At 70.6% G+C, this 22025-nt stretch carries 18 protein-coding genes; 10 read left to right on the top strand and 8 right to left on the bottom strand.

The annotated features are described in order from the left end of the window. Nucleotides 1-5 precede the first annotated feature (5 nt). The 3 genes from IE108_RS07975 to IE108_RS07965 form a co-directional block, all read right to left on the bottom strand. The gene (locus tag IE108_RS07975) at nt 6-1025 is read right to left on the bottom strand and encodes a hydroxyacid dehydrogenase (RefSeq protein ID WP_064731560.1); all 1020 of its coding nucleotides are present in this window, start codon (nt 1023-1025) and stop codon (nt 6-8) included. After that, nucleotides 1022-2263 carry a mandelate racemase/muconate lactonizing enzyme family protein gene (locus IE108_RS07970; protein ID WP_064731561.1) on the bottom strand — a complete coding sequence of 414 codons (1242 nt, stop codon included), beginning with the start codon at nt 2261-2263 and terminating at the stop codon, nt 1022-1024. Before IE108_RS07970 ends, IE108_RS07975 begins: the two co-directional genes overlap by 4 nt. A 172-nt stretch (nt 2264-2435) precedes the next feature. Next, entirely contained in the window at nt 2436-3314 is an 879-nt protein-coding gene (locus IE108_RS07965) for a fumarylacetoacetate hydrolase family protein (RefSeq protein ID WP_064731562.1), read from the bottom strand. A 278-nt stretch (nt 3315-3592) separates the two neighbouring features. On the opposite strand from IE108_RS07965, the gene IE108_RS07960 reads away from it, so the two are divergent. Further along, nucleotides 3593-4375 (top strand): IclR family transcriptional regulator, encoded by a 783-nt coding sequence (locus IE108_RS07960; protein ID WP_064731563.1) that lies wholly within the window; start codon nt 3593-3595, stop codon nt 4373-4375. A 16-nt stretch (nt 4376-4391) separates the two neighbouring features. Here IE108_RS07960 and IE108_RS07955 read toward each other — a convergent pair whose 3' ends face one another. Next, entirely contained in the window at nt 4392-5561 is a 1170-nt protein-coding gene (locus IE108_RS07955) for a GntR family transcriptional regulator (RefSeq protein ID WP_079163787.1), read from the bottom strand. A 391-nt stretch (nt 5562-5952) separates the two neighbouring features. Between IE108_RS07955 and IE108_RS07950 the strand changes: the two genes are divergently transcribed. The 3 genes from IE108_RS07950 (at nt 5953) to IE108_RS07940 (ending at nt 11006) form a co-directional block, all read left to right on the top strand. Beyond that, nucleotides 5953-7842: a right-handed parallel beta-helix repeat-containing protein gene (locus IE108_RS07950; protein ID WP_064731564.1), complete on the top strand. Its 1890-nt coding sequence runs from the start codon at nt 5953-5955 to the stop codon at nt 7840-7842. 151 nt (nt 7843-7993) lie between these two features. Further along, complete coding sequence (locus IE108_RS07945; protein ID WP_064731565.1) at nt 7994-10423, top strand: glycoside hydrolase family 95 protein; 2430 nt, start codon at nt 7994-7996, stop codon at nt 10421-10423. Between the two features lie 142 nt (nt 10424-10565). Continuing rightward, nucleotides 10566-11006 carry an OsmC family protein gene (locus tag IE108_RS07940; protein WP_064731566.1) on the top strand — a complete coding sequence of 147 codons (441 nt, stop codon included), beginning with the start codon at nt 10566-10568 and terminating at the stop codon, nt 11004-11006. A 169-nt stretch (nt 11007-11175) separates the two neighbouring features. Here the strand turns inward: IE108_RS07940 and IE108_RS07935 are convergent, their stop codons facing one another. Then, entirely contained in the window at nt 11176-11604 is a 429-nt protein-coding gene (locus IE108_RS07935; RefSeq protein ID WP_064731568.1) for an SRPBCC family protein, read from the bottom strand. Nucleotides 11605-11633: 29 nt separating this feature from the next. Then, nucleotides 11634-12644: an aldo/keto reductase gene (locus IE108_RS07930; RefSeq protein WP_064731569.1), complete on the bottom strand. Its 1011-nt coding sequence runs from the start codon at nt 12642-12644 to the stop codon at nt 11634-11636. 140 nt (nt 12645-12784) lie between these two features. On the opposite strand from IE108_RS07930, the gene IE108_RS07925 reads away from it, so the two are divergent. The 3 genes from IE108_RS07925 (at nt 12785) to IE108_RS07915 (ending at nt 16116) form a co-directional block, all read left to right on the top strand. Beyond that, nucleotides 12785-13711, top strand: a complete 927-nt coding sequence (locus tag IE108_RS07925; protein WP_064731570.1) for a LysR substrate-binding domain-containing protein — start codon at nt 12785-12787, stop codon at nt 13709-13711. Nucleotides 13712-13959: 248 nt separating this feature from the next. Then, nucleotides 13960-15114, top strand: coding sequence for an NAD(P)/FAD-dependent oxidoreductase (locus IE108_RS07920; protein ID WP_079163880.1), 1155 nt, complete (start codon nt 13960-13962; stop codon nt 15112-15114). A 105-nt stretch (nt 15115-15219) separates the two neighbouring features. After that, entirely contained in the window at nt 15220-16116 is an 897-nt protein-coding gene (locus tag IE108_RS07915; protein ID WP_064731572.1) for an RNA polymerase sigma-70 factor, read from the top strand. 433 nt (nt 16117-16549) lie between these two features. Here the strand turns inward: IE108_RS07915 and IE108_RS07910 are convergent, their stop codons facing one another. Then, nucleotides 16550-17395: an SDR family NAD(P)-dependent oxidoreductase gene (locus IE108_RS07910; protein ID WP_064731573.1), complete on the bottom strand. Its 846-nt coding sequence runs from the start codon at nt 17393-17395 to the stop codon at nt 16550-16552. 115 nt (nt 17396-17510) lie between these two features. On the opposite strand from IE108_RS07910, the gene IE108_RS07905 reads away from it, so the two are divergent. Then, on the top strand, nt 17511-18344 hold the full coding sequence (locus IE108_RS07905) for a helix-turn-helix domain-containing protein (protein WP_064731574.1): 834 nt from the start codon (nt 17511-17513) through the stop codon (nt 18342-18344). 59 nt (nt 18345-18403) lie between these two features. Further along, entirely contained in the window at nt 18404-19360 is a 957-nt protein-coding gene (locus tag IE108_RS07900) for an alpha/beta hydrolase (protein ID WP_064732119.1), read from the top strand. A 170-nt stretch (nt 19361-19530) separates the two neighbouring features. On the opposite strand, the gene IE108_RS07895 is transcribed toward IE108_RS07900, so the two are convergent. Continuing rightward, nucleotides 19531-19977 (bottom strand): DUF5707 domain-containing protein, encoded by a 447-nt coding sequence (locus IE108_RS07895; RefSeq protein ID WP_064731575.1) that lies wholly within the window; start codon nt 19975-19977, stop codon nt 19531-19533. 1079 nt (nt 19978-21056) lie between these two features. Here IE108_RS07895 and IE108_RS07890 point away from each other — a divergent pair. Further along, a complete protein-coding gene (locus IE108_RS07890) occupies nt 21057-21224 on the top strand; it encodes a hypothetical protein (RefSeq protein WP_159394651.1) in 168 nt (55 codons plus the stop codon). The last annotated feature ends 801 nt before the right edge of the window (nt 21225-22025 follow it).

Raw genomic sequence — 22025 nt, 5'->3', positions numbered from 1 at the left:
CCGGCTCACCACACCCTCGTACGGGCGGAGGCCGCGAGGTCCTCCGGGTGGGCGAAGGGCCGGCCCGCCGCGAACCGCTCCACCTCGTCGACGACGGCGTCACCGAGGCGGCGCAGCTCCCCGCCGAGCGAACCCGCCAGGTGCGGTGTCAGTACGACGTTGTCCAGCGTCCACAGTTCGCTGCCGGGGTCGGGCGGCTCCGGGTCGGTGACGTCGAGGACCGCGTCGATACGGCCGGTGCGCAGCTCCGCGATCAGGGCCTCCTGGTCGACCACGGCACCGCGGGCGGTGTTGACGAGAGTCGCGCCGTCCGGCATCAGCGCCAGCCGGCCCGCGTCGATCCCGCCGCGGGTCGCGGGAGTCAGGGGCTGGTGCAGGGACACCACCCGGCTGCTCGCCATCAGTTCGTCGAGCGGCACCAGGCGCGCGCCGAGGGTCCGAGCCTGCTCCGCGGTCAGGGTGGGGTCGTGCAGGAGGACGTCCAGGTCGAAGGGGCGCAGCAGGGCGAGCACCGCGCGGCCGACGGTGGAGGCGCCGACGATGCCCACCGTCTGCCGGTAGTTGCCGCGTCCGGCGTACGCGCCGAAGTGGTCGGGGCGGGTCCGTGAGGCGCGGTAGCGGCGCTCCTCGGCGAGGACGCGCTTGTTGGCGAGCAGGATCATGGCGAGGGTGTATTCGGCGACGGGCCCCGAGTTGGCGGTGCGGGCGTTGGCCGCCACCACGCCGCGGTCGGCGAAGGCGGCGGGGTCCTCCAGGCAGGTGGCGGCGACCCCGCCCGCGTACACCACGGCCCGCAGCCGCTCGGTGCGGGGCAGGTGCTCGGCCCGTACGACGGGTGCGTCCCAGCCCGCGACGAGGATCTCGGCAGCGGCCAGCGCGTCGCGGGAGCGGGTGGAGTCCAGTTCGCCGAGGACCAGTTCGGTGTCGATGTCGGCCGCGCGGCGCAGCCGCGCCAGGGCGTCCTCGTCGAAGACGGCGCGGACGAGCCGGGGGTTCATGGCGAGGACGGCACGTGGTCGCGTCACGGCGTGCTCTCCCTCTCGGTGCGCTCGGGACGGTGGACGGGGCCGGGCACGGCGGCGAAGGCGGTGCCCGCGGGTGTGCGGGTGGCCGGACCCGGTGGGCCGGACTCGGGCACCAGCCGCAGACCGGCGTCGCGGGGACGCACGTGCGGACCGTCGGGACGCGTCCAGCCGGCGTCCGCCTCCGGGGCGGTGAGCCTGCTCTCGTCGACCGTGATGCCGAGCCCCGGCGCGTCGCCGAGGACGATGCCGCCGTCCTCGATCACCTGGTCCACGGTGAGTCCGGCCGGTGCGCCGGTGTCCTGCACCTCGGTGACCAGGTGGTTGGGGGTGGCGGCGGCCGCGTGCGCCAACGGGTTGGCGTGGTAGCCGACCGGGCTGACCGGGAGGTCGTGGCCGTGGGCCAGGGTGGCCACCCTCAGGAAGTGCGTGATGCCCCAGACACCGGCGGTCTGCACGACCTGGAGGGCGTCGGCCGCCAGCAGGGGACGGAACTGCTCCAGACCCGTCAGGTTCTCGCCACTGGCGACGGCGGTGCGGGAGGCCCGGCCCACGGCCCGGTGGCCCTCCGCGTCCCAGCGGCGCACCGGCTCCTCGATCCAGGCGAGTTCGACTTGGTCCTCGATCCGGGCGAGCAGCCGTACGGCCTGGTGCCTGCCCCAGGACTCGTTGACGTCCAGCATCAGGGCGGGGGAGCGGGTGTTGGCGCGCAGCACCTCGGCGACCGCGCGCAGCCTGCCTACGTCGCGTTCGGCGTCCAGGCCGCCCTTGAGCTTGGCGCCGGTGAAGCCGCGTGCGGCCCAGCCGGAGTACAGCCGGACCAACTCCTCCTCGTCCAGCGCGATGTCGAGACCGGACGCGTAGCCGGGCACGAAGCGGTCCGCCGCGCCGAGGGTGCGCCACAGCGGTTCGCCGGCCATCTTCGCCTTGAGGTCCCACAGCGCCATGTCGAAGGCGCCGATGGTGCCGAAGGCCGTGCCGGCGTGGCCGCTCTTGAAGGTGTGGGCCAGCATCCGGTCGTAGAGCGTGGTGACGGCGCGCGGATCCTGCCCGTCGAGGGCGGGGAAGACCCGGCGGGCCTCGACGTGCGCGCCCAGGCCGACTCCGGTGAGGCCGCCGTCGGTCTCGACCAGCAGGACCGGGACCTCGGTGACGCCCTGCGCGACGAAGCCGTTCGCGTCCCCGACGGGACGTCCCCAGCGGTGCACGGTCGTCAGGCTCCGGAATCCGGTGATCTTCAACTGCTCCCCCTCTTCGGTCTCCTCGCCGTCCCGCCTGCCGGACCACCCGTCCCGCGCCGGGAGACCCAGAGGCGCGGGAGGTGGGGGGAGCGTGCCGTCGGGCCAGGGGAACGGGCGTCGTGCGGCCGGCGGAATCAGTTCCGCAACCGCGCCCTCATCGAGTCGTAACGTATCATACAAGTGATGACTGAGAAGAGGTCTCGGCGGCGACGAGTGCCTGGCGCTGGCGCCCCAGCCCCCCGATCTCGATCTCCATCGCGTCACCGGGCTTCAGGTAGGGAAAGCGGCCGGACAGCGCAACACCCTCCGGGGTGCCGGTGTTGATGACGTCCCCCGGGTCCAGCACCAGGTACTGGCTCAGGTCGTACACGATCTGCGCGACGGAGAAGATCATGTCCGTGGTGCGGGAGTCCTGCCGCGGCTCGCCGTTGACGAAGGAGCGCAGCCGCAGATCCTGGACGTCGGCCACCTCGTCGGCGGGGACCAGGAACGGGCCGAGCGGGTTGAACGTGGCGCAGGACTTGCCCTTGGACCACTGGCCGCCGGAGTGCTCCAGCTGGAAGTCGCGCTCGGAGACGTCGTTGGACACGGCGTAGCCGGCCACGTGGTCCAGGGCCTGCTCGGGGGAGTCCAGGTACCGCGCGGTGCGGCCGATGACGACGGCGAGTTCGACCTCCCAGTCCGTCCTGGCGGAACCGCGCGGGATCTCCACGTCGTCGTGCGGGCCGACCACCGTGTTGGGCGGCTTGAAGAAGATCACCGGACGCGACGGCGGCTCGCCGCCGGACTCCGCCGCGTGCGCCGCGTAGTTCTGGCCGACGCAGACCACCGCGCCCGGCCGCGCGACGGGTGGCCCGAAGCGCAGTCCCCCGGCCGCCAGCGCCGGCAGCGCGTCCTCGGCCAGCGCCCGCCGGGTGCGGGCGATGCCGTCCGCGGCGAGGAAGGTTCCGTCGATGTCGGTGGTGAGGGAGGAGAGGTCCCGGGTGACGCCCCGGTCGTCGATGACGGCGGGGCGTTCCCGCCCGGGGTCTCCGAGCCGTACGAGTTTCATGTGCCGCTTTCCTTGGTCGAGGCCCCCGGCGGCCGGTGGCGCCCGCCGCGTCGGACACGCCTGTCCCGGCCGGGTCGGCCGGGTGCGGTGAGGGCGGCGGCGGCGATCGCCATGACGGGACGGGTGCCGAACTTCGGGCGTGCGCGGGGGTTCGCGGTGACCGGCACCGTCGTGGTGCCGCCGCTCCGGGCTGGTGGGCCCAGTATCGGTGTACGACACCGCCAGTTGTCAATGGAGTGGTTTACCAGTCAACAGGCTGACAACTAAGGTATGGCGCCATGAGTACTCGGGACCGATCGGTATGGGCCAGTGCCGCACCGGCACCGGCCGTGCTGCGGGCGGGCGCGATCCTCGACGCGCTGGCGGACGCCCGCGGCCGCGCACTGTCGCCCGCCCAACTGGCCGCCGCCGCGGGCGGCATACCGCGAGCCTCCGTCGTCAACATCTGCGCGGCCCTGCACGAAAGGCAACTCGTCCGGGCCGTGGAGGGCGGCTTCGCCCTCGGACCCGGGCTGCTGGGGCTCGCCCAGTCCTACCTGGACGCCCTCGACCCTGTCCACGCCTTCCGGGAGCAGATGCGCCGCCTGGGCGACCGCGAGGAGACGCTGCAACTGGCCACCATGGACGGCACGGACGTCGTCTACCTGGCGGTCCACGAGGGCACCGTCCTGATGCGCCTCACCAGCAGGGCGGGGGCGAGGCTCCCGGTCACCTGCACGGCGCTGGGCAAGGCCATGCTGGCCGGCCTGGACGACGCCGGGGTGCGTGAACTGCTCCGCGGCCGTGAGCCGTTCGAGTCCCGCACACCCTGGTCGATCACCACCCTGGACGCCCTGCTCGCGGACGTGCGCGACACGCGCTCGACCGGTCACGCCGTCGACGACCAGGAGACCGCCGAGGGCATCGTCTGCGTCGCGGCGGCCGTGCCCGGACCGCCGACGGGCGGCCGGCCCTTCGCCGTCAGCTCCTCGCTGCTCAAGTCCCAGGCCACACCCGAGCGGGTGGCGGCGCTCGCCGCGCTCATCAAGGGTGTCGTCCGACGGATGGGCGGGGCGGAGTGAGGGGGTGGCGGTCGCTTCACCGTCCGGGGGCGGGCCCGGACCGGTCGGGAAGGTAGCGGGCGGTCTCGCCCGCGGCGTGGTCGGCGAACATCGGCCCGGCAACGTCCGGGTCACCGCGGCGCAGGACGTCCAGGAGTTCGGCGTGGTGCTCGGCCATCGCGCCCCAGCTTCCCGCGTAGCGCGGGTCGCCGAGCACGTGCAGGTCCCACAGACTGGACTCGATCATGCGCCACAGGCGGATCAGCGCCGCGTTGTCGGCCGATTCGCACACATGCCGGTGAAATGACATGTCGGCGTCGCGGAAGGCGCCGATGTCGTCCTGGGCCGCGGCCCGGCGCAGTCGGTCCACGTCCTTGGTGAGCAGCCGCGCGTGCTCGGCGTCCAGCCGGCCGGCCACCCGGCGGGCCGCGTACTCCTCGAACATCACCCGGATGTCCCGGACGTCCTGCGCCTGCCGCTCGGAGACCCGAGCGACATAGGTGCCGCGGTGCGGCTGGGAGATGACCAGCCCCTCGTACGCCAGGCGCTTGATCGCCTCGCGGGGTGGTGCCTGACTGGTGCCGAAACCGCGTGCGATCTCCGACTCGACCAGGCGCTGACCGGGCGCCAGCCGGCCGCCGACGATCCAGTCGCGCAGCAGCGTGTACACGTGGTCGGAGAGCAACTGCCGCGGCATGCGCGGCGTGCCCGGCACCGGTCCGCCCTCGGCCGCGCGCACCTCCCCACCCGCGTCCCCGCGCGGACCCTCGGGCCGGGCAGCCGGCGGATCGGGCAGCGCGGCCTGCTGCTCCCGCCAGATCCGGGCGATCGTGGACTGCGACAGACCGAGGGTGTCGGACAGCGCGCGCGTCGAGGGCACCGGGGCACCGGCGCGGGCCTGTTCGACCACGGCCGCGATCCGCGCCTCCGCCTGCCGGCGGTCCGCGCTGCGGGGTCGCCCCGGCCGAGGAGCGTCGTGCAGACCTGCGACGCCCCGCCGCAGATAGCGCCCGCGCCACTTGGCCACCGTGGCCGGGCTGACCGTGAGCCGCTGGGCGACCTCAGCGTTGGTCAGCCCCTCGGCACAGGCCAGCACGATCCGGCCGCGCAGCCGGAGCCCGGCCGACTGCTGCCGGGCGAGGCCCGTCAGGGCCGCCCGCTCCTCCGCACCGAGCTGGGGAAACGCCGGCAGGCCGGGATCCGTCATGGCACCATGCTCCCTCGAATGCGCTGACTTATGACTCAGAGGCCGCGCATGCGTCGCCCCTCAGGCCATCAATTTCAGGTTCGGCATTGTGTATTGACGACACCACGGCACGAACATATTAACTGTCGTTGCTCGATCAGTGACCCACTAGTCATGTACGGCGGTGCCGTGCGGGTGCTCCGCCGGAGCGAGTACCTCGGGGCGCCCCCTCCTCCGGGCCCCGAGCCCCGGGCCCGTCGGCGGCCGACGCGAGCCGCCGGACGGCGCCGACGCCCCGGACCAGTAACACGAGCCCGCGCGGCACCAGCACCCGTGACGGCACGGAACACACCGGCCGGTCCACGGGGATCCGGACCACGACATCACGCACTCCACCCGGCAAGGAGACCTCGTGCCCACCACCCAGGTACGACCAGTCCGACGAAGGACCAGACGACTGCCCCTGCTGCTCGCGGCCGGCGCCCTGCTGGTCGGCGGGGCAACCCTTGACCCACCCGACGCGAGCGCCCAGGCCGACGGCTGCAAGGCCACCGAACTGTTCGTGTCCCCCGACGGCAGCGACAAGGCCAAGGGGAGCAGGAGCAAGCCGTTCAAGACCATCGAGAAGGCCCGCGACCACATCCGTGACAAGGGCCTGAACCGGCCCGGCAGGATGCGCTGCGACATCCACGTCAACCTGCGTGCCGGCGACTACCCGCTGAGCCGCACCGTCGAACTCGACGACCGCGACTCGGGCACCGACGGCCACCGGGTCGTCTACCGCTCCTACGACGGCCCCGGCAAGGCCCGCGTGACGGGCGCCCAGCCGGTCACCGGCTGGGAGGAGTACAAGGACGGCATCTACCGTGCCGACGTCGGCACGGACAGCCCCTTCTACACCCTCTTCGAGGACGGCAAGCGCGCCACCACCGCCCGCTACCCCAACCGCAAGTCCGACGACGAGTGGGCCCCGTATCTCACCTCCACCCTGCCGGAGCCGGAGAAGGAGGCCGTCCACCAGTGGCTGTACTCCAACCCCGGTGACTGGCAGGCGGACTGGGACCTCAGCAACGCCCAGGCCGTCGTCTGGTCGGGCGGCAGCTGGAGCTGGTTCACCGACACGGTCCCGATCCGGGACTGGAACCCCGCCAAGAACCAGATGACCCTCAAGTACTGGACCCGGTACGCGCTCAACAACTCCGGCGGCGGCTCGCGCTACTTCCTCCAGAACTCGCTCGACTTCCTGGACCAGGCGGGCGAGTACTACCTGGACTTCAAGGAGGGCCGGCTGTACTACAAGCCCCGCGGCGACATCGACGACGTCACCGTGCTGCGTCCGACGGTCAAGACCCTGTTCGACCTGTCCGGCGCCGACCCCGACCGACGGGTGCGGGACATCACCCTGGACGGACTCGCCCTGCAGTACAGCGACTTCGTCGACTGGTACCGCAACGGGTGGATCAGCGACGGCGACTCCGGCGAGGTGCACAAGTACCCGGAGTACGACCGGCAGATCGAGATGCCGCGCAACCGCTTCGGCGCCGTCACCCTCACCAACAGCAAGGACATCACCCTGTCCCGGCTGAAGATCTCCGACACGGGCTACCACGCCGTCTACGCCATCGCCGCCAACGACCACCTCACGGTCCGCGACAGCCTGCTGGAGAACATCGGCGCCGACGGCATCAAGGTCGAGGGCCCCTACCCGGGCGAGGGGAACACCTCCAACGGCCACCTGCTGACCAACAACTACATCACCCACTACGGCGAGCTGAACCCCGGCGACGCCTCCGGCATCGAGCTGATGAACACCGGGCACAACACCGTCAGCCACAGCCACGTCAAGCACAGCGCCCGCTACGGCATCAGCCTTGAGGTGCGCCCCGAAGTGGCCCTCAAGGACAACTACGCCCGCGGCAACACCTTCGAGTACCTGCGCATCGACGAAGCCGGCCTGGACAGCGGCGACATGGGCGCCTTCTACACCTACGGCGTCAACAACGTCGAGCCGTACCCGATGGACAACCACGTGCGCCAGATGGTCATAGGCGACGTGATCCCGGACGAGTCGATGCCCGACAGCGGCACCCGTGGCATCCACATGGACGCCGGCGGCTGCGGCTTCACCTTCGAGGACATCGAGGTCGGCAAGACCACCGACCAGTCGTACCAAAGCTACCAGTGCAACGACGTCGAGAACGCCAACTGGGAGGACGGGTACGACACCTCCCGCATGGAGTACGACAAGATCGGCGTCACCGCCGGCTTCCCCTACCCGCTGCCCGACGGGGACACCCAGTGAGCCGTCCCTGACCGGTCGGCCGACGAAACGCCCCCGGGCAGCGTGCCGCACGCGCCGCCGCCCGGGGTGCGGTGGGCGCGGGCCCGAATCCGCCCGTGCCGAGAACACCGAGCACCAGCCGCCGCACCCGACTCACACCTGGAGGCCCGCCATGCCCGAGCTGTCCCGACGAAACGTCCTGGCCGCGGCCGGAGCGTCCGCGGCAGCGACCGCGCTGAGCGCCGCTCCCGCACAGGCCGCGCCACAGACGGCGGACGCCGCCGCGTCGGCGGGGCGGCGAGGGGACCACGCCGCCAACCCGATGCGGCTCTGGTACCGCGCCCCGGCAGCGGAGTGGCTGGAGGCCCTGCCGGTCGGCAACGGCCGGCTCGGCGCCATGGTCTTCGGCGGCACCGACACCGAACGGCTCCAGCTCAACGAGGACAGCCTGTGGGCCGGCGGCCCCAACGACTACGCCCGCCCCGACGCCGTCAAGTACCTGGCGGAGATCCGCCGCCTGGTGGCCGAGGAGAAATGGAACCAGGCACAGCGGCTGATCGACGCCGAATTCCTGGGGAGCCCCTCGGAGCAGGCCGCCTACCAGGTGCTCGGCGACCTCGAACTCACCCTCGCGGGCCAGGGCGAGGTGAGCGACTACGAACGCGAACTGGACCTGGAGACCGCCGTCGCCCGCACCAGCTACACCCGGGGCGACGTACGCCATGTCCGCGAGGTCTTCGCCAGCGCCCCCGACCAGGTCCTCGTCGTCCGCCTGAGCACGGACACCCCGGGCGCCGTCGGCTTCTCGGCCCGCTTCGGCAGCCCGCAGAGATCCGGCACCTCGGCCGTGGACGCCCACACCATCGCCCTCGACGGCGTCAGCGGCGACTGGTACGGCCTGCCCGGCTCGGTGCGCTTCCGGGCCCTGGCACGCGCCGAGGCCGAGGGAGGCCGGGTGCGCACCGAAGGCGGCACCCTCACCGTCGAGGACGCCGACAGCGTCACCCTGGTGATCTCCATGGCGACCAGCTACCGCAACTACCTCGACGTCGGCGCGGACCCCGAGGCCCGCGCCCGCAAGCACCTGACACCGGCCGCGAGCAAGCCGTACGACGTCCTGCGCGCCCGGCACGTCGCCGACCACCGGCGCCTGTTCAGCAGGGTCGCCATCGACCTCGGCCCGTCCGAACGCACGACCCTGCCCACCGACGAACGCATCCCGCTGTTCGCCGACGGCAAGGACCCCCAACTGGCCGCGCTCTACTTCCAGTACGGCCGCTACCTGCTCGCCTCCAGCTCCCGGTCGCCCGGACAGCCCGCCAACCTCCAAGGACTGTGGAACGACAGCCTGAACCCGGCCTGGGAGTCCAAGTACACCGTCAACATCAACTTCGAGATGAACTACTGGCCCGCCGGCCCCGGCAACCTCGCCGAATGCTGGGACCCCGCCGTGCGGATGGCGCACGAACTGGCCGAGTCCGGCACCCGCACCGCACGGGAGCTGTACGACGCCCCCGGCTGGGTCCTGCACCACAACACCGACGGCTGGCGCGGCACGGCACCGGTGGACGCCGCCCAGTACGGCATGTGGCCGACCGGCGGCGCCTGGCTGTGCGTGATGCTGTGGGACCACTACCGGTTCACCGGCGAGACGGGCGCGCTCAGCCGCAACTACCCGGTGATGAAGGGCGCGGTGGAGTTCTTCCTCGACACCTTGCAGGTGGACGCGGAGACCGGCTGGCTCGTCACCAACCCCTCGCAGTCGCCGGAGGTCACCCACCACCAGGACGAGGGGGAGAGCGTCAGCATCTGCGCCGGCCCCACCATGGACATGCAACTGCTGCGGGACCTCTTCGACGCCTTCCGGCAGGCCGCGAAGGTGCTGGACCGCGACCGCCGCCTCGTCGAACGCGTCACCGAGGTCCGCGACCGGCTCGCCCCCACCCGCGTCGGCCACCTGGGCCAGATCCAGGAGTGGCTGGTGGACTGGGAGGAGGCGGCCCTGGTCAGAAGCCGCCACGTGTCCCACCTCTACGGCGTCTTCCCGAGCGCCCAGATCACCCCGAGGGGCACCCCGGAGCTCGCCGCGGCCGCCAGGAAGAGCCTGGAACTGCGCGGCACCGCAGGACAGGGCTGGTCCCTCGCCTGGAAGATCAACATGTGGGCCCGGCTGCTGGAACCGGCCCGCGCCTACCAGCACCTGGCGGACCTGCTCACCCCGGCCCGCACCGCGCCCAACCTCTTCGACCTGCACCCGCCCTTCCAGATCGACGGCAACTTCGGCGGCGTCTCCGGCATCACCGAGATGCTGCTGCAGAGCCACGCCGACGAGATCGAGCTGCTGCCCGCCCTGCCCGACGCCTGGCCCACCGGTGCCTTCCGGGGACTGCGGGCACGCGGCGGCTTCGAGATCGACCTGGAGTGGACGGCCCACGGCATCACCCGCGCGGAAGTACGCTCGCTCCTCGGCAACCCCGTACGGATCCGCACCCCGCACCCGGTGCGCGTCGAGGGCGCCGACGCCGACCGCCCCGAGCACCACGTCCTGTCCTTCGACACCCACCGCAACGGCCACTACCGGCTCGTCCCGCTCACCCCGTAACAGCCCGGCTCAGCCCACACACACCGCCACCACGGCCGCCTCACCGACAGCCCGAAGGGCCGGCGCCCCACCGCCCGGCGTGTGCAGGCCCCGTCGGCCGGGCCTCGTGCTGCGTCACACCCCGAACCATTAGTGTCCGTGCATGAGTGAAACCTCGAAGCGTTCCGTGGTCGTCGAGCGCACCAGCGGTGGCCGGTTCGTCGCGACCAACTCCGGCGGTGAGTCGATCGGCTTCGGCACGTCCCCCGACGGCATCGGGCCCACCGGCTTCACCCCTGTGGAGCTGTTCCTGGCCGCGATCGGCGGGTGTACGGCCGTCGACGTCGAAGCCGCCACCGGCCGTCACGCCGAGCCCACCGAGTTCTCCGTGGTGGTCACCGGCGACAAGATCAGCGACGAGCAGGGCAATCGCATGACCAACCTCCAGGTCACGTTCAGCGTCGCCTTCCCCGACGTCGAGGGTGCGGACCGCGCTCGCACGATCCTGCCCCGCGCGGTCAAGGCGTCCCACGACCGTCTGTGCACCGTGAGCAGAACGGTGGAGACCGGCACGCCCGTGACCACGACCGTCGCGAGTGGCTGAGGCCACCGACCGCGAGCGCAGCCGGCGCCGTGACGAACATCGACGTCGTCGACCCGCATCCGGTGGACGCGGCGCGTGACCGCCTCGCCACGATCGGCGGCAGCACCCCCGCCCGGGCGGGGGTGCTGCCGGGCGGGCTGCTCCTCGACTGCCTCGGTGTGACGGCCCGTCAGGCGAGCGAGCCCGACAGGGTGTCGTGCAGGGCGGCCAGCCCGTCGGCGTAGATGCCGTGGAACAGCGCGACTGCTTCTTCGTCGGTGACGCCGGTGGGGGTGAACGTCCCGGACCACTCGACGCGCGACGAGTCCAACCGGCCGGGGACCTCGCGCACGCGCAGCGTGGAGTGGTAGTCGGTCACCGGGAACGGCGCCTCGAGGATGGCGTAGCTGTACGAGCGTGCCGCGTCGTCGAAGGCTACGAGCCGCTCGACGATCACGCCGCCTTCCTCATTGCGCAGCCGGCGTACGCGGCCGCCCTCGGCGGCGACGCTCTCGGAGATGTAGGGCAGCCAGTCGGGCAGCGCGTCGAAGCCGCCGATGAGCTGCCACACCCGATCCGGGGGCACGGCCACGTCGAGGGTAGCGGTGGTGGAGGCCACGGGGTTGCTCCTGTCCTAGGTGGGGGGTGTCAGGCGGTGGGCAGGGGTGCCAGGGCGGAGACCAGCCCGGCCTCGCGGAGCTCGGCCCAGAACGCCGCGGGGATGCTCTCGTCGAGTGCTGCGACGTCTTCGGCGATCCGGCTGGGCCGGGTCGCGCCCGGGATCACGGCGGCGGCCGCCGGATGGGCAAGGGAGAACTGCAGGGCGGCAGCCTTGATGCTGACACCGTGCCGCTCGGCGAGCTGCTTGATGCGCGCCACCTTCTCGACGATGTGCGCGGGCGCGTCCTGGTACTCGAAGTGGGTGCCGCCCGCGAGGATGCCGGAGCTGTAGGGGCCGCCGACGACGAGGCTGACGTCCTGGTCGGCCGCCGTGGGGAGCAGGCGCTGCAGGGCCCGGTCGTGGTCCAGCAGGGTGTAGCGCCCGGCGAGCAGGAAGGCGTCCGGCTTCGGCTCGTCCAGTTCGAGAGTGAGCTCGACGGGTTCGACGCGGTTGACGCCGAGCCCCCACGCCTTGATCACGCCCTCGTCGCGCAGCTGCTGAAGGACGCGGAAGGCACCGGTACGGGCACTCTCGTAGACGGCGAGCCACTCGTCGCCGTGGAAGTCCTGCGCCACGTCATGGACCCAGACGATGTCGAGCCGGTCGGTGCGCAGCCGCCGCAGGCTGTCCTCGATGGACCGCTTGGTCGCGTCGGCCGTCCAGTCGTGCACGAGCTTGTTGGGACGGCCGTGCTCGAACAGGCCGCCCTTCTCGCCGAGTTCACGGGTGGCGGGGTCCTCGACCTCGTCGAGGACGACACGGCCCACCTTGGTGCTGAGCACGTAGCTGTCGCGGGGACGCCCGGCGAGCGCGTCGCCGAGGCGTATCTCCGCCAGGCCCGCGCCGTAGAAGGGTGCGGTGTCGTAGTAGCGGATGCCGTGGTCCCACGCGGCGTCGACGGTCGCGGCGGCCTCCTCGTCGGTGACGTCGCGGAACATGCTGCCCAGCGGAGCCGTGCCCAGTCCGAGGCGGCCCGGGAGCAGAGATGTGATGGTCATGAAGCGTCCTCGGGGAGGGGTGGAAGGGGCGGACTCATGGCCTTCGGCCGGTCCGCCGTTCGTTCGCCTTCGACGTTAGGATCGGAAGTTCAGACTGTCCAAGACTCTCTTGGATACACTTGAGTCCTCCGAGGTCTTACATGCTTGACCTGCGACAACTGCGCTACTTCGTCACCGTGGCCGAGACCGAACACGTCGGCCGCGCCGCCGAGCAACTCCATATCTCCCAGTCCCCTCTCAGCCGGCAGATCGCTCAGCTGGAGAAGAACCTCGGCCTTACCCTGTTCGAGCGGAGCCAGCAGCGCATCCGGCTCACCCGCGATGGCGCGACCTTCCTCAGCGAGGCCCAGGCGCTGCTGCGCCACGCCGACCGGCTGGAGAACCTCGGCCGCCGGCTGGGCAGGGGCGAGGAGGGCGGGCTCTGCATCGGCTACGTGGCCGACGCCATGCACACCGGTGTGCTCCCGGGCGCGCTGCGCCGGCTCCAGGAGGAGAGCCCCGGCATCCATGTCGCGCTGTACAGCATGTCCGCGGCCGAGCAGTTCGAGGGACTGCGCCAGCGCAGCCTGGACATCGCCCTGGTGCGGGAGCCACCGGACCGCGACGACCCCCTGCTGAGGGCCGCGATGCTGCTGGAGGACCCGCTGCTGCTGGCCCTTCCGGTGGGCCACCCGCTGGCCGCGAGCGAGACGATCTCGGCGAAGGATCTGAACGGGCAACCGTGGATCGCGGTCGAGGAGGAGGGCGACCCGGCGTGGCGGGACACATTCGTTGCCTCGTGCGTGGCCTCGGGATTCACCCCCGACATCCGGCTCGACGCCGCGGATCCCCTGACGGCACTCGGCCTGGTGGCCTCCGGCCTCGGTCTTGCCCTGGTGCAGAAGAGCATGGTGCGCGGCGCCACCGAGGCCGTGGCCGTGCGCGCCCTGCCTTGGCACGCGGCGTCCATCCAGCTCTGGGCGGTCTGGCACCACATCGACCTGCGGCCGGTCGTCGCCTCGTTCCGTAAGACCGTGCTGTCGCAAGAACGGGAGACGGGCGCGATGGTGCCGGCCGAACAGGAGTAGCCCAGCCTCGGTGACATGGGTGGACCCCGCACGGTCGGTGGGACACGGGTAGCGGGGAGGAGTCCGCAGTCGCCGAGCTGGACGAACAGCCGTGTGGCGGCGCTCCGGCTGCCCAGGGGCCGGCAGGGCGCGGCAGCCTCCTACGAATCGGCCTCCGTGAAGCATGTGCACGACGCCTCATCTGCACTTTGTTATGCCCCCGCCCCGGCCGGTGTCTCCATGCCGAGTCCACAACCGAGGGAGACATGATGAGCGGGAACGTACGGGTGGTCGTAGTCGGCGGCGGATACGGTGGCGTGAGCGCGGCCAACCGGCTGGCGCGACGCGACGGGGTGGCGGTGACGCTGATCAACCGGCGGGCAGACTTCGTCGAGCGGATCCGTCTGCACCAGCTGCTGACGGGTTCCGACGACGCGGTCGTCGGCTACGACGAGGTCCTGGGCGGCGACGTCCGGCTCGTGGTCGACGAGGTGACTCGCATCGACGCGGAGGAGCACCGCGTGCTGCTGGCGGGCGGGGCCCCGCTGCCGTACGACTACCTGGTGTACGCGGTGGGCAGCGGAGCCTCCGATCCCGGGGTGCCGGGGGCGTCGGAGTTCGCCCATTCCGTCTCGGATCTCGAAGCGGCCCGTCGGCTGCGGTCCGCGCTGGCCGCGGCGCCCGCGCAAGCTCCGGTGACCGTGGTCGGCTCCGGCCCGACCGGTCTGGAGACCGCCGCCGAGCTGGCGGAGGAGGGGCACCCGGTCACGCTGGTCTGCGGCGGCGTGTTCGGACCCTCTCTGCACGCCCGGGTCCGCCGTCCGGCCGCCCGTCGGCTCGCAGCCCTCGGCGTTACCGTGCTCGAAGGCCCCGGCACCCGCGTGACCGCGGTGACGGCGGACGCCGTTCGGCTTGAGGACGGACGCGACGTGCCCAGCACGACAACCATCTGGACCGCGGGCTTCCGCATCCCCGACCTGGCCGCCCGCAGCGGGCTGAGCACCGACCCGGAGGGACGGCTGCTCACCGACGCCACGCTGACAAGCGTCGACGACGTGCACGTGGTCGCCGCAGGAGACGCAGCGGCGATCGTCGGCCGACCGTTCCGGATGAGCTGCCAGGCAGCTGTACAGCTGGGCCCGGGAGCGGCGACCACCGTCCTGCGCCGCATCGCGGGGAAGTCGCCCTCCCCGGTTCGGGTGCTGTTCGCCGGGCAGTGCCTCAGCCTCGGCCGTACGGAGGGCGTCACCCAGTTCTCCTACCCGGACGACCGGGTCAACGCCCTTCACGTCAGCGGACGGCCGGGAGCAGGCATCAAGGAGATCGTGTGCAGGTCCACCGTCCGCCAGCTGGTGACCGGGGCCCGCAGAGCGACGTCGAGCGCGCCACGCGCCGCCGGCGCCGAAAGTGTCACAACGCCCTAGCCCTCTTCATCCCGGACCCCAAGACCTGACCGGGCCAGGACCCGGCACCCGCACCACGGCGCCTGCTCGCGCCGAATCAGCCGGCCCCGAGAGGCAGCACACCCCATGAACGACCCGGTACACGACCCCGCGACGGAGAGCTTCGTCGCCCATCGCGACCTGCTGTTCACCGTCGCCTACGAGATGATCGGTTCAGCGGCGGACGCCGAGGACGTCCTTCAGGAGACCTGGCTGCGCTGGGTCAAGGTGGCTCCGGACCAGATCCGGGACCCGCGCGCCTACCTGGTACGCATCACCACGCGCCAGGCCCTCAACCGGCTGCGCACCGTCAAACGGCGCAAGGAGAACTACGTCGGCCCCTGGCTGCCGGAGCCCCTCCTCACCTCACCCGACGTGGCCGAAGACGCGGAACTCTCCGAGAACCTGTCGCTGGCACTCCTTTACGTCCTGGAGACGCTCTCACCGACGGAACGCGCCGTCTTCGTACTGCACGAGGTCTTCGACTTCGGATACGAGGACATCGCCGCCGCGATCGGCAAGACCCCCGCCGCCGCCCGCCAGATCGCCTACCGTGCCCGCCGACACGTGGACGCCCGCCGGCCCCGGACACCGGCCTCCCCACAGCAGGCCAAGGCGGCCCTGGACTCCTTCCGATCCGCCCTGGAGACGGGGGACGTACAAGCGCTCCTGGACGTCCTCGCGCCGGATGTCGTCTTCGTCAGCGACGGCGGCGGCCTCAAGCTGGCGGCCCTGAAGCCGGTCGAAGGTGCCGACAAGGTGCTGCGCTACATGGCGGGCAGTCTCGGCAAGGCCGGCGGCAACTTCACCAGCGACACCACGACCGTCAACGGAAACCCCGCACTCGTGCTGCGCCTCGACGGCGTCATCGACGGGGTGCTGGCCTTCCGCGTGGAGGACGGCCGCGTCACCGGCCTCTACTACGTCCGCAATCCCGACAAGCTCACCCGCGTCGAGTCCGAGACACCGCTCGCTTCGCGCTGACCGTCCGAAGACGTCGGGGGGCGTCATCTACTGGACCTCGCGGGGGACGTCGTTAAAGAACCTTCAACGTGTTGCGGGAAAAGCTGGGCTTCCCTCCCTCAACAGCGGGCCGACGCGTAGCGGCAGCGGCACCCCGACGTCGGGCTGGCGTCGTCAGATGTCGTCCGAGTCCAGGGCCGGGTCGACCTCCCAGCGTTCGATGAGGTCGTCGGCCGGTACGTCTGCGAGGTCCGGCAGGCGCAGGTCGATGGCGAGTGTCACGTCGAAGGGCTGTGACTGAGATCGCAGTACAAGACCTCCGCGGTCGCCGTCGACCCCGCCAAGGTCGGCGGCCGAGGCGGCGCCGTCGGGGACTGCATCACGCAGATGCCGGCGCTCGGCCGCAGGGCGATGGGACAGGGCAACGACGGCACCGCCCCACCACCTAGGACCATCACTTCCCCGTCGGGTCGAGGCTGCCCTGGGCGAGTCGTGAGATGTGGTCCCATTCCTCCAGGCCGGCAAGTCGGCCGGCGAACTCGGTTCGCAGTGCGTCGATGCCGCCCGTGCCGAACAGCACTCGCAGTGGCGGGTGGGGAGCGTCGGCCAGCGCCAGCAGCGCCGCCGACGTCGCGGCCGGGTCGCCGGGCGTGAACCCGCTCGCGGCCGCTCCAGCGAACAGAGCCTCGCGGGCGTGTGCGTAGGCGGGGTGGGGCTGTGACTGCGGGGAGGCTTCGGCCAAGCCGGTGGGGAACATGATCGGCTCGATCAGGGTGACGTGGATACCGTAGACCTCGACCTCGGCGGCCAGGGACTGGCTCATGGCCTCCAGCGCCCACTTGGACGCCTGGTAGATGCCCAGCGCCGGGTAGGCGACGAGCCCGCCGATCGAGGAGACCTGGAGGATCCGGCCCGAGCGACGCTCGCGCATGCCGGGCAGCACGGCCCGAGTGGTCCACAACGCGCCGAAGAAGTTGACGTCCATCTGTGTCCGCGCCTGCTCGGCGCCGACCTCTTCAACGGTGCCGTGAAGCATGTGACCGGCATTGTTGACCAAGATGTCGATGCCACCGAACTTCCGTTCGGCCTCTTCGACCGCGGCGTCGACGGCGGACCGGTCGGTGACATCGAGGTCCAGCGGCAGCACCCGGCTGCCGTAGCGCTCGGCGAGCGGCCCGAACACCGACGCGTCGCGGGCGGTGGCCACGACTCGGTCGCCGTGGGCGAGGACTGCCTCGGACCAGAGGGCGCCCAGCCCCCGGGAGGCGCCGGTGATGAACCATGTACGCACAGTAGACATGAGATTTTCTCCGTAGGTGAGAGGGAGGTAGTGCCAGCTTCGGAGACCGGGCAGGCCGTAGGCAGAGTGAGGTCGTCCCTGGCTAGCGCGGAGGGGGACGCGCAGACTTGCTGTTGTGGACACCCAGCAAATCGCCCAGTTCCTCCGCATCCGACGCGAGGCGCTCAGCCCCGCTGATGCCGGTCTCACCGCTGCCGGGCGGCGGCGCACCCCCGGGCTACGCCGGGAAGAGGTGGCCGAACTCGCTGGCATCTCGACGGACTACTACACCCGCCTCGAACAGCAGCGGGCCACGGCGACGCCGTCGGAGGCGGTGCTGCGCGCGCTGACCCGTGCCCTGCGGCTGAGCCTGGACGAACGCGACCACCTCTACCGGCTGGCCGGCCTCACCGCGCCGGATCGCCGCCGCGGTGACCGGCACGTCGCCCCGACACTACTGGCCGTACTCAACCGACTCCAAGACGTGCCCGCCCAGGTGATGACCGACCTCGGCGACACCCTCGCCCAGAACCACCTCGCGCGCGCCGTGTTCGGCGACCTCACCGGGCACACGGGTCCCGAGGCGAGCGTCATCTACCGCTGGTTCACCGACCCCAGCACGCGCTGTGGCTACCCGGTCGAGGACCACGGCAAGGAGTCACGCGCCTTGGCCGCGGACTTGCGGGCCGCCGTCGCCCGCCGCGATGACGCACCCGCCCGTGCCCTCGTAGACAGGCTGCGCCGCGAAAGCCCCGAGTTCGCCGCCCTGTGGGACCTGCACGACGTGGCCGTGATCCGGCGCCGTCGCAAACGCATCCTGCATCCCGAGGTCGGCCTGCTCGAGCTGGACTGCCAGTCGCTCCTCGACGAGGACCGCACCCAGATCCTGGCCCTGTTCTCACCTGTTGCCGGCACCGCGACCGCGGAGCGGCTCACCTTGCTCGGCCTCACCAGCAGACCCCACCCCTGAACCTGAACCCGCACCGGGAGCCACCACATGCCCCCGCGTGCCTAGGAAGGGAAATGACGATGACCGACTACGTCCTCGAACCCGAAGCCCAGGAGATCGCAGACGCCACCGCGAACCCGCCCTACCTGTACGACCTCGGTCCGGAAGGTGCCCGCAAGGTCCTCGATGACATCCAGGCCGCCGCCATCGAGAAGGCGGAGGTAGGTGAGGACACCTGGTTCACCGTGCCGGCAGCAGTGGGCGACGTCCGGGTACGTCTTCTCAAGCCGCTCGGCGCATCAGGCCCGCTCCCCGTCATTCTCTACATTCACGGGGGAGGCTGGATTCTGGGCAACTCAAACACCCATGACCGGCTCATCCGTGAACTGTGTGCGGGCACCCGCGCGGCGGTCGCCTTCGTCGAGTACGACCGCTCGCCCGAAGCCCGCTACCCGGTCGCGATCGAGCAGGCCTACGCAACTGCCCAGTGGCTCACCGAGCATGGCGTCGACGACGGACTGGACACGAGCAGGATGGCCGTCGCCGGTGACTTGGTCGGCGGCAACATGAGCGCCGCGGTGGCCATCATGGCGAAGCAGCGCGGCGACGTGTCCTTCGTCCAGCAGTCGCTGTTCTATCCCGTCACCGACGCGGCACAGGACACCGACAGCTACCGAACGTTCGCCGAAGGGCCCTTCCTGCGCGCCGAGGCCATGGAGTGGTTCTGGAACGCCTACATTCCCGACGACGGCCCTCAGCGCAAGGAAATCACCGCCTCGCCGCTGCGGGCGAGTATCGACGAACTGCGCGGACTGCCGCCAGCATTCATCATCGTCGACCAGAACGACGTACTGCGCGACGAAGGCGAAGCCTACGCCGCCAAGCTGACCCGGGCCGGTGTGCCCACGACCAGCATTCGCTACAACGGCATCATTCACGACTTCATGATGCTCAACCCCGTCCGCTCCACCCGGGCCGCCACCGCAGCCATCGAGCAGACCATCCACGTTCTCAGCAAGGCACTCGGAACGCTCTGAACAGCCCGGCGGACAGCCTGACAGTGAACTGCTCTACTGCTCAGACGACAGGCCACCGCCAGGTAGTCGGGCCGGCCCCCGCCTGGTCATCGTTCCCTCCCGGGCAGGCACAAGGCCGTGCCGTATTCGGAGATTCCGTCGGCCATGCTCGCCTTGGACTTTGAACAGGCTCAGTCCACGGTGAAGGTGGCGGTTTTGTCGTTGAAGGAGGTGTCGCCGTTGTCCGCCGTGGCGAGGGTGGCGACGTGCCAGCGGCCCTTGGCGGACTCGGCAGCGGTCACCGTGACCCTGTAGGTGCAGTGGGCGGTGTCGTCACCGGTGGGCTTGCAGGTGGCCGACTCCACGGCGGCCAGTTCCTTCTGGGTCAGCGGGTTCTTCGCGAGGACGGGAGAGTCCGCGGGCCAGGCCAGTACCTTGAGGCTCTTGACGCCGGAGGCCGCCGTGACGTCGGTCGTGAAGGTGAAGGAGCCCTCGCGGTCTCCGGCCGGGGCCGTATAGCGGGCGGTGCTGTTGTTCAGGGCCGGCGGCTGCTCCCCTGCGTGGGCCAGGGCGAACGCTCCGCCACCGCCGAGGACGACGAGCGCGGCGGCCGAGCCCAGGATGATGCGTCGAGACATGTCAGTTCTCCCCGTGATCGTCTCAAACTTCAGCGGCGCGCTTGGCCGCGCCGCTGCATCAATGATCACCGCGCGGAGCAGCCCAGCCGTGAGTACGCATACTCAACTGTGGGTGGGGACTTGGGCGCGTGCTTCTTCGCGCAAGCCGCCCGTGCCCGAACTCTGCGCGGCCGACCACTCACCGAAGGGATACCAAGGGGACGAGAGGAACCCCGCCGGCCCGCAACAGTAGACGCAGTTGGTCCACCGCCCTGCGGACAAGCGGTGAACGACCGCAACAACGGGGCGACCGGTCCCCAGAGTTCGTCAGAACCAGCCGCTACGACGGACAGCGCCCACGACGGGCATCATGCCGTACAGACTTCACACCAGGTGAGAGGGCCTCTTAACCCATTCCCGAATGGCTGTCTTCTGGGTCACCTGGTGTTCCCGGAGGCTGATCACGTAAGTCATCCTCTTCTTTCCCGGGTGACATCAGCTTCCGTAACTACGCCCCCGTGAGGCTAGGGACGTCCCAGAGTCGGGGAGCGGTACCTGTCGATCTCCCTCCGTGTGCGGGCAGCTCGTCCTCGTAGTCACAGGCGGCTACGGCCTTGAAGCCACCACGCCACAGTGCTTTGAGCACGGCCGTGACGGCCTGCACCACTTCGGCCGGTGTTCCCGCGCGGGCCTCCGTAGGCCAGCAGTGTGTGTCCGAAGCACACTTCGTCCGGATCGGTCCCTGAGTCCGGGAGGGTGGAGAGTGTCTCGTAGTCGCTCGTCTCCACGGCTTTATGCGCGGGCGTCCATGTCTCGGAGGTCGCCTCCAGCGCGTAGGAGTCCATGGGTTCCTCGTTTCCCTTCCGCCCGGTTCCACGATTTCACCGATCTTATCCAGGGAGAGTGGCCCGATTTTTCCATAACTACATGATGCATCATTTGATGTGGATAGGAAGTGAGAGGCGGGGGAGGGGTGGGAGTGGACTGTTGGCGGGTAGCCGACGTTCATGAGTCCGTTCCAGTGGCGAAGCCAGTACCCGCTCCCGGCCCGACCAGTGAGAATCCTCCGATTCGGCCGCTGGTTTCACGGAGGGTTCACGGTGCTGTGGTGCCTGCTGCTGATCGACACGATCACGGGTGACGAGAGCAGGGCGGAGATCGTGAAGGCGGCCGCGTGTGCAGTCATGTTCTGTCTGTTCTTCCTCGGCACGCTGCGGACCCTCCGCCGTCACCGCCAGGAGGAAGAAGTGATGCGCCCCGGGCACTAGTGTCTGGGGCTTGGGCAAGGTCGGCTGACGGTGGGCAAGGCCCCGGTCAGGGCCGATGGGCACGGCGGATTACTCATGTACCCCATCCAGGGCGCAACGTGGCTCATCGATGCGCAGTTCACGGGCAAGCGGGCCGGTAGCGTATGGCGCTCTGGATGGCTTGAGTCGTTGTACTCATGCGTGCCGGTCTTCCCGCGGGTCACACTGCCTTGGCCGTGACAGACCATCAGGAGGGGCAGGCGTGATGAGTGCGCGTAGGACCGTAGCAGTGACGTTGTTGGCGGTTTTCGGGGCGGTGGGTGCAGGAGTGATGCCGGCCGCGGCGGATAGTGGTCTTCTTCCTCATCCCGGGCCTGAGGGTTTGGTGTGGGTGCCGGAGTGGACGGGTGACGGCGGGGTCGCGTCCGGTGGGGTATGGGAAGGGCTGCCGACCGTGCTCACGGTGGCCTGTGAAGGCGGAGGCAGTGTGGCGGTGACGATGGAATCGCAGCAGGCACGCGTGGCTGAGTTTTCGGTGGACTGCCCCGCAGTCAGCACGGGTGTGGGCTCTGTGACCATGGATTCCGGGGTAGTGCAGCGGGGTTCTTTCACCGTGGGCGTTGACGCCTCGAATGACAGTGTCCGCTGGGCTCTCACGGTGACCCAGCCCGAGTAAAACCGCCCAGCCCAGCATCCCCTCTCCTCACCGCCCGGGCCGAAGGCCCGTTGGCCGGCCCGCGTAGCGGGGCCGGCCTTCAGAGCACGCAGCGTCTGGAGTGGCCGGAGCGCAGCGGAGGCCACCCTCACCAGACCGTAGGTGCC

The sequence above is a fragment of the Streptomyces parvulus genome (assembly GCF_014648855.1).
GTDB classification, from domain to species: domain Bacteria; phylum Actinomycetota; class Actinomycetes; order Streptomycetales; family Streptomycetaceae; genus Streptomyces; species Streptomyces parvulus.
Note: the sequence above shows the minus strand (reverse complement) of the source record. Positions and strands in the feature narration are given on the sequence as shown.